8 protein-coding genes and 4 pseudogenes are annotated in these 12,695 nt (G+C 65.4%); 6 read left to right on the top strand and 6 right to left on the bottom strand.

Features of this window, described 5'->3' with window-relative positions; all coding sequences use genetic code 11:
• Positions 1–5 precede the first annotated feature (5 nt).
• The 3 genes from ACOJB8_RS08960 to ACOJB8_RS08950 are packed head-to-tail and all read left to right on the top strand — an operon-like array spanning position 6 to position 3,863.
• A complete protein-coding gene (locus ACOJB8_RS08960; protein WP_368727581.1) occupies positions 6–530 on the top strand; it encodes a flavodoxin family protein in 525 nt (174 codons plus the stop codon).
• Complete coding sequence (locus ACOJB8_RS08955; protein ID WP_368727580.1) at positions 527–2,866, top strand: FAD-dependent oxidoreductase; 2,340 nt, start codon at positions 527–529, stop codon at positions 2,864–2,866. The genes ACOJB8_RS08960 and ACOJB8_RS08955 overlap by 4 nt, the downstream gene beginning before the upstream one ends.
• A 34-nt stretch (positions 2,867–2,900) precedes the next feature.
• The gene (locus ACOJB8_RS08950) at positions 2,901–3,863 is read left to right on the top strand and encodes an acetyltransferase (RefSeq protein ID WP_368727579.1); all 963 of its coding nucleotides are present in this window, start codon (positions 2,901–2,903) and stop codon (positions 3,861–3,863) included.
• Between the two features lie 24 nt (positions 3,864–3,887).
• Here ACOJB8_RS08950 and ACOJB8_RS08945 read toward each other — a convergent pair whose 3' ends face one another.
• The 4 genes and pseudogenes from ACOJB8_RS08945 to polX all read right to left on the bottom strand — a co-directional run bounded on the left by ACOJB8_RS08945 (position 3,888) and on the right by polX (position 8,791).
• On the bottom strand, positions 3,888–4,748 hold the full coding sequence (locus tag ACOJB8_RS08945) for an ABC transporter permease (protein ID WP_321924638.1): 861 nt from the start codon (positions 4,746–4,748) through the stop codon (positions 3,888–3,890).
• A pseudogene (locus ACOJB8_RS08940) lies at positions 4,705–5,505 on the bottom strand (ATP-binding cassette domain-containing protein). The gene ACOJB8_RS08945 and the pseudogene ACOJB8_RS08940 overlap by 44 nt, the downstream one beginning before the upstream one ends.
• A gap of 82 nt (positions 5,506–5,587) precedes the next feature.
• A complete protein-coding gene (phaZ, locus tag ACOJB8_RS08935; protein ID WP_368727578.1) occupies positions 5,588–6,889 on the bottom strand; it encodes a polyhydroxyalkanoate depolymerase in 1,302 nt (433 codons plus the stop codon).
• Positions 6,890–7,033: 144 nt separating this feature from the next.
• Positions 7,034–8,791 carry a DNA polymerase/3'-5' exonuclease PolX gene (gene polX / locus ACOJB8_RS08930; protein WP_368727577.1) on the bottom strand — a complete coding sequence of 586 codons (1,758 nt, stop codon included), beginning with the start codon at positions 8,789–8,791 and terminating at the stop codon, positions 7,034–7,036.
• Between the two features lie 186 nt (positions 8,792–8,977).
• Between polX and ACOJB8_RS08925 the strand changes: the two are divergent.
• From ACOJB8_RS08925 to ACOJB8_RS08915, 3 genes and pseudogenes are all read left to right on the top strand, one after another.
• Positions 8,978–9,208, top strand: a pseudogene (locus ACOJB8_RS08925) (alpha/beta hydrolase); the annotation flags it as partial.
• Between the two features lie 48 nt (positions 9,209–9,256).
• Entirely contained in the window at positions 9,257–9,970 is a 714-nt protein-coding gene (locus tag ACOJB8_RS08920) for a phosphoribosyltransferase (protein WP_368727576.1), read from the top strand.
• Between the two features lie 98 nt (positions 9,971–10,068).
• A pseudogene (locus ACOJB8_RS08915) lies at positions 10,069–10,437 on the top strand (erythromycin esterase family protein); the annotation flags it as partial.
• Between the two features lie 670 nt (positions 10,438–11,107).
• Here the strand turns inward: ACOJB8_RS08915 and ACOJB8_RS08910 are convergent.
• A complete protein-coding gene (locus ACOJB8_RS08910; RefSeq protein ID WP_368727575.1) occupies positions 11,108–11,701 on the bottom strand; it encodes a dienelactone hydrolase family protein in 594 nt (197 codons plus the stop codon).
• A 16-nt stretch (positions 11,702–11,717) separates the two neighbouring features.
• Positions 11,718–12,679, bottom strand: a pseudogene (locus ACOJB8_RS08905) (erythromycin esterase family protein); the annotation flags it as partial.
• Between the last annotated feature and the right edge of the window lie 16 nt (positions 12,680–12,695).

Genomic DNA, 12,695 nt, shown 5'->3' with positions numbered 1-12,695 from the left:
TGGCCTTGAACGCACCATTACGAATTCTCGTGGTCTTTTATTCACGCAGCGAGACGACGGCGGAGTTTGCCGGGCGACTCGCCGCCGAACTCGAAGGCGATTACGAACGGCTGCAAGAGGTCGAACCCCGGCGGCGCAGGGGCCCCTTGGGATTCCTGCTGTCGATTCTCGACGTGGTCCGCAAGCGCCCCGCGCACTTGCAGCCCATGACGCACAGACTTGCCGATTACGACGTCGTCCTGATCGGTACGCCGGTGTGGGCGGCGCGCGCCTCGACGCCGGTTTCGACCTGGCTTTCGCTGCACTGGCACCAGATGAGCACGGTGGCGTTTTTCTGCACGATGGGCGTCCGCGGTAGCGAAGACGCGTTCGAGCAGATGCAGCGGCTCGCCCAGCGTGTGCCGATCGCCACCTGCGCGATCTCCGCGCAAGACATGCGGGCAGATGCGGCCGTCGAAAAGGTTTCGCGCTTCGTGCTGACGATCAAGGACGCGCTTGCCGTGCGCGAGCACGAGGCGGCAACGAGATGAAACCGGCGCCGGAGCGGGGCATATGCGAGCGGCGCTTCGACTATGTACTGGCAGGCGGCGGGATTGCGAGCGTGTCGGCTGCGCGCTCGCTGCGCCACGAAGAGCCGTGTGCGAGCATCGCGATTCTCTGCGGCGAACCCGTTCTGCCATACCGGCGGCCACCGCTCACGAAGGGATTCCTCACGGGTAAGGTCGGCGCGGCGCGAGTCACGATCCATCCGGCGGACTTCTACGCGAAGCAGAACATTGCGTTGCTCCTGCATGCGAGAGCCGTAGCGCTCGATCGCGCCGCGCATTTCGTGCGGCTCGACGACGGTAGCGCGGTTCACTACGGCAAGCTGCTGATCGCAACGGGTGCGGCCCCGCGCATGCTCGATATTCCCGGCGCCGCGCTTGCGGGCGTGCACCTTCTCCACGATATCGGCGATGCGGTCACGTTGCGAGCGGATACGGCGAGCAAGCAACGGGCGCTGGTGATCGGTGCAGGCTTCGTCGGTGTCGAGACCGCAGCGGCGTTGCGCGAACTGGGCCTCGAAGTCACGCTCGTCGAACGCAGTGCGAAATTGCTGCCGCAGTTGCATTCCGCGTTGCTCTCGGAGCATTTCAGGCGCCTTGTAGCGGCGCGCGGCGTCGAGGTGTTGACCGGAGCCACGGTTGAACGTTTCACGGGGCACGACGCGCTCGCAGGCGCGGTGCTCAGCGATGGCCGCGCGCTCGCGTGCGAGCTTGCCGTCGTCGCGGCCGGCGTGGAGCCGAACTGCACATGGCTTGCCGGCAGCGGCGTGACGTTGGCTGATGGCGTGCTTGTAGACGAGTGCTTGCAATCGTCGGACCCGGACATCTACGCGGCAGGTGACGTGGCGAATTTCCATGACCCTGTGCTGGGCGCGAGGCGGCGTGTCGAGCACTGGGACAACGCGGTGCGCCAGGGACGCCTCGCCGCTCGCAACATGCGTGGCGCACGCATGCCGTACCGCGACGTCTCGATCTTCTATGGGGACGTCTTCGACGTGCCCTACAACTTCCAGGGCGATCCATCGGATGCGCAGGACGTCGTCGAGCGCGGCGAGTTTCCGCAGCGACCGTACTCGCTGCTCTTCCTGAAGCACGATGTGCTACGGGCGATGTTCTCGATCGGCGCACCTGCCGACGAAGCGGTGGCAGCGGAAGAAATGATACGCCACCGGCGCAATCTCGCGAACAGTTGCGCGGCGCTTGCGCTAGCGGGTTCTCGCCTGGGCGCGCTGCCTTCGCAGACTGTGCTCATCCTGCAAGGGGGCGGCGCGCTCGGGGCGTTCGAGAGCGGAGCGATCGCCGCGCTGGAGTCGCATGGCGTGCGTCCCGACATCGTCTCGGCCGTGTCGATCGGCGCGTTCAACGGAGCGATCGCTGCGAGCCATCCCGGTCACGCGATTGAGGCGCTTCGTGCTTTCTGGCGCGAACTGTCGATCGAGGGGCTTGCTGCGCCGCAGGCATATGCGCATATGCGGCAGACCGAGCTGGCCTGGCATCTCGCGCTCTTTGGCGTGCCGAATTTCATGCGCCCGCGCTGGTGGATGGGCGCACCGGGAACCGGCAGCTTTGCGCCATGGTGGACGAGCTACTACGACACGCAGGCCATGCTCGCGCTCTTGCGCCGCTACGTCGATTTCGACGCGCTGACTGCAAGCCCGACGCGCCTGCTGCTCGGCGCGGTGGATGTGGCAAGCGGCGAACGGCGCATTTTCGACAGTTACGTCGACCGTCTGACGCCCGAGCATCTGCTCGCAAGCGGCAGCCTGCCGCCCGCGATGCCGTGGACGACGGTGGAGGGCCGCGCATACTGGGACGGCGGTATCGTCAGTAACTCGCCGCTCGACCTCGTGATCGAGCGCTGCGGCCAGGTGGCAGGACGCGTATTCGTCGTCGACCTCTTTTCCGGGCTTCGGCCGTTGCCGTCGAATCTGATCGAGGTCATGCTGCGGCGGGACGAGATCGTCTACGCGGACCGGGTGCGCAACGATCTGCGCTTCGAGGAGAACGCCAATGATTTCCGCGATCTCGTCGAGCGCATCACCTCTCAGCTCGACGCCGATGCGGCTGCGCGCGTACGGCAGTCGCCGGAGTACATCCGCCTGATGGGCAACCATGCGCCCGTGCAGATTCACCGCATTGCGCTCGATGGCGCAAGCCTGAGCAGGGTGCCGTTTGCGCGCGACTTCGATTTTTCGGCAGAGTCGATCGCGGCGATGCAGGAGCTAGGCCGGGCGGCCGCGCTGGCGGTGCTCGAACCGGGCGAAGCGAAACTGCGCGGCGCCGAGACGGCCTCGGACTACGAGGACGAGGTGTGCAAATAGCGCGCTTACGCGCGCGACGCTACGGGACGCCTCGATGCAATACTTCGACGTGTGCAACGGCGACGCGGACGGCCTGTTCGCGCTGCACCAACTGCGCCTCGCGACGCCGCGCGACGCAACGCTGATCACAGGAGCGAAGCGCGACAACGCGCTGCTTGCGCGTGTCGCCGCGAGCCGCGGCGACCACGTGACTGCGCTCGACCTCTCCTTCGACGTGAATCGCGCCGCCGTACTCGCATTGCTCGAGCATGGCGTGACGATCGACTATATCGACCATCACGTAGCCGGCGCGTTGCCGCGGCACCCGCTGCTGCATGCGGATATCGATACGGCGCCCGACGTTTGCACGAGCATTCTGGTCGACCGGCGGCTAGGCGGCTGCTATCGCGCGTGGGCGGTCGCTGCGGCGTTCGGCGACAACCTGCCAGGCGCGGCTCACCGGCTCGCCCAACTCGAAGGTATCGATTCCGACGACGAGGCGACGCTGCGCGAACTCGGCGAAAACGTGAACTACGCGGCCTATGGAGACTCGGCCGCCGATCTGCTGATCGATCCTGCGGCGATCTACGCGCTGCTCGAACCCTGTACGGACCCGCTCGACTTTGCCGGCGCTTGCCCGGTGCTCGCGATAATCGGGCGGGCGCGTCACGAGGACCTTGAACTCGCGTGTGCGCAGCACCCAGCGGCGGCTTCGGCAGGTACCGAGGTCTACACGCTGCCGGGCGAACGCTGGGCGCGGCGGGTGCGTGGCGCTTTCGCTAACCGCCTTGCGCTGACGGCGCCCGACCGCGCGCATGCGGTGCTGACACCTGCAGCCGATGGCTTCTGGACCGTGAGCGTGCGTGCGCCGCTTGCGTCACCATTTGGCGCGGACAGTGTTTGCCGCCGTTTCAGCGGAGCGGGGCGGGCCGGGGCCGCAGGCATCGGCCGCTTGCCGTGCGAGGCTTTCGATGCATTCGTTGCTGCGTTTCGTGAGGCATACGAAATTTCCGCATGAATCAGGCGGCGACGGCCTGCGCGTTCAGCGCGCGAGATCGGGATAGAGCCGCGCGCACACGGTGACGAGCACGACGAGCGTCGCCGCGAGCACACCGGCATCCAGCACGAGGCCCGGGCCGGCAACGCTCGCGAAGCCCGGCAACAGTAGCCGCCGCAACGCGTCGACCTGATAGGTCAACGGATTGGCCTCGGAGACGACCTGCAGCGCACGCGGCATCAGCGAAGTGGGATAGATCGCGTTGCTCGCGAAAAAGAGCGGCATCGTGAGGACCTGCCCGACGCCCATGAAGCGCTCGCGCGTCTTCACGATGCAGGCAATGATGAGCGAGAAGCTCGAAAAGACGGCAGCCCCCAGCACGACGAAGAACCCCACTCCTGCGATCGAAAGCGGGTCGATGCGCAGATGCACGCCGATCGCGAGCGCGAGCAGCATGACGACCGCGGCCTGCACGAGCGCGCGAACGCCGCCGCCGAGCGACTTGCCGAGCACGAGTGCCGAGCGCGGTGTGGGGCTGGCGAGCAGCTTGTGAACGATGCCGAGATCACGCTCCCAGATCACCGATATGCCGTTGAAGATCGCGATGAACAGTACGCTTTGCGCGAGGATGCCGGGTGTGAGGAAGTCGAGATAAGGCGCGCCGCCCGTGTCGATCACGCGGCCCCGGCTCATGACCTGCCCGAACACGAGAAGCCACAGGACGGGCTGCACGGCGCGCGTCGCGAGTTCGGTCGGATCGTGACGCAGCTTGCGCACTTCCATCGCGCCGATCGCCAGGGTTTTGGCCACGAACGAGACAAGCGGTGAGCGGCGCGAACCGGACGCGTTGACCGGCGCGGCGTTAGCCGAGGCGTTGACTGGTTCTGCGGGTCTGGGAGACTTCATCGTAGGCTCCGGCGAGTGCCGTCTCGTCGCTTGTGTAGTGCTCGAACACGTCCTCGAAACTCGCGTCCGGACCGAGTGCTGCGCGCAGCGCGGCAGGGGTGCCGATGGCCGCCACACGCCCGCGGCTCATGATGGCGACGCGCCGGCACAAGTGCTCGGCTTCCTCCAGGTAATGCGTGGTGAGGAGGATCGCGGCGCCAAAGCGCGATTGCAGCCGCTCGACCTGTTCCCAGACCGACTGCCGCGCAACAGGGTCGAGCCCGACCGTGGGTTCGTCGAGAAAGAGCACGCGCGGGCGGTGCAGTGTGGACTGCGCGATTTCAAGCCGGCGGATCATGCCGCCCGAGTAGGTCTTGACGAGCCGGTGCGTGGCTTCCTTCAATCCCATGAACGCGAGCGCGCGGCCAATGCGCTCGGCACGTTCGGCGCGCGGAATGTCGTAGAGTTGGGCGAACACAAGCAGGTTTTAATAGCCGGTGAGGTCGCCGTCCGCCGAAAGGGCTTGCGGAACGTATCCAATCATCTGCCGCACCCGGGCGGACTCGCGCACGACGTCAAAACCGCACACCGTGGCCGAACCAGAGGTTGGCGGCAGCAAGGTTGTGAGCATCTTGATGACGGTCGATTTGCCGGCGCCATTGCGGCCGAGCAGCCCGAACGTTTCGCCGGCGTCGACTGAAAGCGTCAGCGCATCGACCGCCGTCACCTCGCCGAAGCGTCGGCAAAGCGCATGCGTTTCGATGACGGGAGTGGACATGGCTGGTTGGCGCGCCGGGCGGTGATGGGTACGGTGCTCGCATGGTGGCAGCCGTCAGCCAGTGTCGGTTGATCTGGCTCAACTACGAGCCGCTTGGCAGGACGCATGCGCATGGTTTCACCCCGGGACAACGCGCGTCTTGCGGCACGGTGCGCTGCCGCAGCCAGGCCGAATCCGCTCGAGCAAACACCGCCTGTAGCGCCGGGTGCACGTCGTCACGCCAACGATCGCCTGTAAATAGCCCGTAGTGGTCGCAGCCCTCGACATCGAGGCGCCGCCGGGCGGCCATCGCGATGCCGCTGCACATGTTCAGTGCCGCGTGCGTCTGTCCGGCGCCGGTCACGGCATCGCGCGTACCCTCAACGGTCAGCACTTCGACGTCTCGCAGTGCAGCGGGCTCGACGAGCGTGCCGTTCACACGCCATGCACGGTTTGCCAACATGGCGCGCTGGAACACGATATCCACGGTATCGAGAAAATATTCTGCCGGCATGTCGAGCAACGCGGTGTACTCGATCAACGCGCGGCGTGCATCGGCGAGCGCGCCGGGCTCGCCGCGCGAGGTGGCTTGCGCATAGTGGTCGATCAGCGACATGTACCGATGCGGGTAGACAATCGCGATCTCGGCCTGCTGGAGGTAAGTCGGGAACACATGCCGGCCGTGACCGGCGAACCCGGCTGGCACGACATCGATCAGGTGGCGCCGGCACCAGTCCAGCGAATGCGATGCCGCCGCGAGGCCGAGCGTGCTCGGATTGACGCGCGCGTCGAGTGGGCCGCCGATCAGCGTAATACTCGCGGGCGGTGCGCAGCCGCGCTGCGCGCGCAGCGCCAGCGCACCTAGCAGGGGAAATGTGGACTGGCAGACGGCGACGACGTGCAATGGCCGCTTGTCCCGCGCGAGGCTGTCGATGAAACCGTCGAGCATCGCCACGTATTCGCAGAGTCCGAAGCGACCCGCGGCGAGCGCCACATCGCGTGCATTGACCCAGTTGGTGATGAAGACGTCGCCGTCGCCGAGCAGCGTCTCGACGGTCTCCCGCATCATGACGGCCGCGTGTCCGGCCAGTGGCGCGCACAGCAGCACGGCTCGCGCCGCCCCGGCGCGCGTAAAGCGGCGTAGCTCGCAGAACGGCGTGCGCGCGACGATACGCTCGTCAACTTCGCAAGGGCCGCCATCGAGCGGGACGGAGCGGATTGCAAATGGCGGCGGACCAGCCGCAAGGCCGAGAAGGGGCTCAAACAGATCCGCATAGCAGGACGAGGCGACACGGGCCAGCGCGAAGGTGGTGGGCCATGTATCGTATGTGCGGCGCGCGTACTGTGTCGCCGCGCGCCACGCGCGTAGCCATTCACGCTGTTGTTCGACAATGGAATACCACATCGTTGACCTCGATGGTTCGCGCGAACGTTCGGGCCTCGCGCGACACCCATGCATACGCGTCGACTCCCATCGTGGATGCGAACGGCGGCATGGGTTTGACGCATATCAATTGGACCGAGGTGCGCCGAACGCCGCGGTACCGCTCTATTGGCTTTCCGACGTTTCGCGAGCGGGCGCACGCATCGTGCGTGCAAGCAGCGTGCGCAACTTCGCGAGCGTGCGAGTGTTCAGTACGTCCGCTTTTTCGAGCCACCCGCGGCGAGCCTGATTAACGCCGTAATGCAAATTGTCGAATTCGGCCGTCCTGTGCGCGTCGGAATTGATCGAAACGAGTACGCCATGATCTTTTGCCATGCGGCAGGCCGTATCGATCAGATCGAGACGCTCGGGTTGGGCATTGAGCTCGAGAAAGCAGCCGCGCTCTTTTGCCTTGCGCATTACGCGCAGCATATCGATATCGCAAGGTTCCCGATTGCCAATCAGTCGGCCGGTCGGATGCGCGAGCACGGTGAAGCAGGGGTGTTCCATCGCGCGCAGGAGGCGTTCGGTCTGGCGCTCTCGTGGCAGGTCGAAATGGCTGTGAATCGCACCGACCACGAGATCGAGACGCGCAAGAATGCAATCGTCGAGATCGAGCCGGCCGTCTTCGAGTATGTCGACCTCGATGCCTTTGAGCAGCGTGATGCCCGTCAACTTCGCGTTTAGCCGCTCGATCTCTTCGATCTGCGCGGCGAGCCTGGCCGCGTCCAGTCCATGCGCCATTGCGACGTGCTTCGAATGGTCCGTGATGGCGAGGTACGACAGGCCACGCTCTCGGGCGGCGAGCGCCATTTCGCGAAGCGTTGCATGACCGTCGCTCGCGCTGGAGTGGGCGTGCAAATCTCCGCGCAGGTCGTTGCGTGCGATAAGCGCAGGCAGCGCGGCGTCACGTGCGGCTTCTATCTCGCCCCGGTCTTCGCGCAATTCCGGTGGAATCCATGGAAGGCCGACACTCGCATACACGGATTCTTCGGTCTCGCCCGCAATGCGCGTCTGTCCGCAAAAAACGCCGTACTCGTTGATCTTGAGACCGCGCTCCTGGCCAAGGCGGCGCAATGCCACGTTGTGCGCTTTCGAGCCGGTCAAGTAGATGAGCGCAGCGCCGAAGCTATCGGGTTCGACCACGCGGAGGTCGACCTGCAGGCCGCCGCGAAGCACGACACTTGCGCGGGTCGGGCCGTGCGACAGCACCTCGGTGACATCTTCGTAACCGACGAACAGGCGCGTCACCGCGGCCGGGTCGCGCGCGGTGGCGAGGATGTCGATGTCGCCGGCAGTGTCGCGCAGGCGCCGCAGGCTGCCCGCCGCTTCGGTGCGCTCCACGTCGGGCGATGCGGCGAGCCAGGCCAGCAGCGGTTCCGCGCGCTGGCTGGCCTGCGCAAACAGAAAGCGCCGCGACTTGTCGAGACGCGTCTGGATGTTCGCGAGAATATGCGCCTCAGTCAGCGTGCCGAAGCCGGGCAATTCGTGGATCCGGCCCTCGGTGGCTGCCTGTGTCAGATCTTCCAGCGACTGCACGTGCAATTGCTCGTATAGCTTGCGCACACGCTTTGGCCCGAGACCGGGCACGTGCAGCAGCGCCGTGACCGCCGAAGGCACCTGGCCGTGCAAACTCTCAAGCAGCGAGCATGAGCCGGTACTGACGATCTCCCGGATCTTGAGCGCAAGGTCGTTGCCGATCGCCGGGATCGCCTTCAGGTCGGCGCCTTGGGCCACCATCGTCCGCAGGTTTTGCGCATACTCGCCAACCGACCGCGCCGCGTTGCGGTACGCGCGTACCCGAAATGGATTGCCACCCTGAATTTCGAGCAGATCGGCGATTTCGCCAAAAACCTCGGCGACGTCGGCGTTGTGAATGGGCATGGGTTCAACTCGCTGCGCGCGAAGCATGGTGTGGCTGAGTGCGTGAGCGCACAGCCCCTGTTTGGTCAAAGCATGGACGGCAGCGTGGCTTGAGCGTTGATCCAGGTCAGCGTCTTTGTTTTCGAGAAGGAGAGCAGGCAATTGATCGAGGTCAATGGGCGGCGCGCGACGAACACGATGATCCATGCAGGGACAGCGCTCGCCGCGGTCCGCGCTCCGACGCTGCTGATCGTCGGCGAACTCGACACGGAAGTCATTCGCCTGAACCGCAAGGCTGCCGGGCAACTCGTTTGCGAGCATCACATCGAGATCGTGCCCGGCGCGACCCATCTCTTCGAGGAGAACGGCGCGCTCGACGAAGTCACGCGCCTCGCCGCCGACTGGTTCGAGCGCTGGCTGGTCACCGTGACATCCTGACCCCGGCAGCTTCGTCACAGGCGACACATCGCATACAGGACATCGACCATGAGTAACGTTTTTCGCAATCGCGTTGACGCCGGCCAACAGCTCGCGGCGGCCCTGGATCGTTACGCCGGGCGCACCGACGTCGTCGTGCTGGCGCTGCCTCGCGGCGGCGTGCCCGTTGGGTACGAGGTCGCGAAGGCGTTGCATTGCCCCCTGGACGTGCTGCTTGTGCGCAAGCTCGGCGCGCCGCACAACCCTGAGCTTGCGATGGGAGCCATCGCAACCGGCGACGCGATCTACCTCAACGAGTCGGTGCTGCGCGCGCTCCGCGTGAGCGAGGAGGATGTCATGGATGCCATTGGGCGAGAGCGCGTCGAGCTTCGGCGTCGCGAGCTGGCCTACCGGGGTCAGCAGCCACCTCTCGGCATAGAGGGCAAAACCGTCATCGTCGTGGACGACGGCATGGCGACGGGTTCGACGATGCACGCTGCCATCAATGCGCTGCGCACGCGGCGCCCGAAGCAGATCGTCGTCGCCCTGCCAGTGTGCCCGGAAGGCGTCGAAGCCCGCTTCGACCCAGTAGCGGACGATTTTGTCTACGTGATGCAGCCTGACTGGTTCATGGGCATCGGGCAGTTCTACGCCGACTTCACGCAGACGAGCGACGAAGAAGTACGAACCTGTCTCAACGCCGCGCAGGGCTGGCAACCGCACGCCACACGTGACGTTGGCGACACCTTGCGCTCGGCTCCGGCCGAGGGCGGGCCGGCTTGACAGGTAAACCTGCCAACGCGTTGCGCCAGACTGAGCCCGTGCGCACGGAAACTTCCTGGCAGCACTAATTTTGGATCTCGCATGGAGGAGAATTCGTCATGCAGCCATCGATGACCCCATTCCTTGCCGTTCGCGCGCTTGGTCAGCGTCTGGACGGCGATACTACGGATTACGACGAACTTCTGGAAATGGTGCACGGCCGCGATCTGGTCCTGCTTGGCGAAGCGACCCATGGCACCGCCGAGTTCTACCGTATGCGCGCGGAAATCACGCTGCGCCTCATCGCCGAATGCGGCTTCGACACCGTCGCCATTGAAGGCGACTGGCCCGGCGCGTGGCGCATCAACCGTTTCGTGCAGGGCGAGGGGACCGACAATGCGACATCCGCTCTCGATGACTTCGAGCGCTTTCCCGAATGGATGTGGCGCAATCGGGAAGTGCGCGATTTCATCGCGGCGCTGCGAGAAATCACCCTCGAACGGCGCGCCCTGCTGCTTCATCTTGGGCGTACGCTGCAATTGCTGGCCCGCATTCTCGAAGTGCGCCCGGATACCACGAGCGCCACCACCATCGGGGAGCTTATCGAGCTGAATCCGATACTCGAGGATGGCGTCCTGCTCGGACATGTTTCGGCTTTCCTGAACGTCGAAGACTTCATCGCACGCACACTGCGGGCTTTCTGCGCATGGCCGCAGGCATTGCTCGACGAGAAGCTCGACCACGACGCATTGGCCGTATCGGTACGCGACGCCTTGTTCGGTATGAACCTGCCCGGCTGGCATAGCTGTACCACCGGCCTGCGCGCTGAGGTCGCCTGCTTTGGCCTGGAACCGGCCGGGCGGCGAGGCGTGCGGCGTCGCGAAGCCGCGCGGACAACAACGCCCACGCGACGCCGCACCGATGTATCCGGCCCGCAAGCCGACGCTACAGCGCCTCGGGACATCGAGCGTGACAAAGACAAGACGGAACGGACTTCGGAGAGTGTCGAGGGACTCTCGCCATCCAACGGTGCCGAGCGCACAAACGAGCAGTCCCTTCCCGAATTCGAGTAAGGACCGGGATCAGTTCAACAAGGCTGGCAGCGGACAACGGACAGGTGTGATGCGAACCAGTCAGCTGCTAGCCGTGCCTCAAATTTCAGTTGGCCTGGTTCTCGGACAAATGCGTATCGCCAGGCAGAATCACAAGCCGTCGCTCGCAGCTGAGCTCCGCGCTCGCACGCTGGCTTAGTTCGATCAGGTCCTCGTCATGCTCTCCGGCGATGAACAGGGTTGGCGCGCTCACGCGCAGGAGTGCTTCACCGGCTAGATCGGGTCTGCCTCCAAGCGACACGACCGCGCGCACGTATGGCGACCGGGACGCAGCAACCAGCGCGGCCGCGTCGCAAGTGCCCGCGCCGATGAGGCCAACGGGCAGCGCCCGCGTCTCTCGACGCGCCGCGAGCCAACCGAGGACCTGCAACAGACGCCGCGTGAGCAGCGGAACATCGAACCGGTATGCCGCCGTGCCCAGGTCATGCCAGCGCTCCGCTTCGCCAAGGAGATCGATCGTCAGGATGTCTAACCCTACCGCCTGAAGTCGATCCGTGACGTGCGCGTCGCGAAGGTGCAGGCGGCCGGTCCCACTGCCATACGCACACACGACAAGTCCTGTCGCACCGCCCGACGACGTCAGCTCACCGTCGAGCAGTTGCCCATCAACAGGAATCCGGATTTTCTGGGATGGTCGCACTCCTGTCCCGCCCCGCCTATACCAGAGGCTCCTCGGCACTCCCCTCGCGCCTGTGCCAGCCGGCCGCCGGTTCTATCGGCTCGATCGCGGTGGTTTCGTCGAGGTGAAAAAGCGCGTCGAACTGCAAGGCCGGCTTGGCTTCGAAATAATGACTCTGCCGTTCCGTCTGGGGAAGATACAACACCCCGATCGCACGCTCGAGCAGGGGTTCATCTAGTGTGCGAGCGGTCTCGTCCCGCATCGGCAAGAAGAATCGGTCGTAGCCCGTGGTGTGGAACAAGTGCTCCCAGCTTCCGTGAAGCGCGGGTCGCACCCATTTTGCTCGACCTCGCCATCCCATTGCGATGCTGCGGACACGTGTCCGGTGTACGTCGTGAATCCGACCAGCAACGCCCTGTGTTGCGCGCTCTCGCGCACGATCTGGCCGAGGTTCCACTCGCCGCGCCGCCGCGACTCCGTTGCGTGGGCGTCGCCAAGATGCGAGTTGTGCGCCCAGACGACCACCTTGCCGCTGCTGCCGCGGCGCACGCGGTAGCGAGCGAGGGCAAACAGCGTGTTGGCCATGTGCGCATCGCGCAGATCCCACGTGTTCAGCCGGCTCGTGAACATGCCACGGTAGTACGCTTCGGCGTTGACCACAACCTGCGCGTTCTGCTCGGCGAAGAACTGCGCGTCGAGCGCCTCGGTGCCGTCGCGCGAAAGGTAGTCGAACTCGTCGGCGCGCAGCTGCAAAAGCTGTCGCACCGCACCGGCCTGGGCCCCGGGCCGCGCACCAAGCGCTACCGCATAGCCATACACCTGTGGTTCGCGCACATGGTCCAGCGCCGCGTAGCGCTCGCGCGCCATGGCGGCTTCGGCCGGGTCCACGCCCTCGAGATAGCGGATCACCGCGTCGGCGGACCGGTGGAGGCTGTAGAGGTCGAGACCATAAACGCCTACCCGCTGGCGCCGCGGCCGGGCCGTATTGGCGTCTTTCATGTCGGTATCTCGTGAT

It is taken from the genome of Paraburkholderia sp. BR10141, assembly GCF_056155635.1.
Note: the sequence above shows the minus strand (reverse complement) of the source record. Positions and strands in the feature narration are given on the sequence as shown.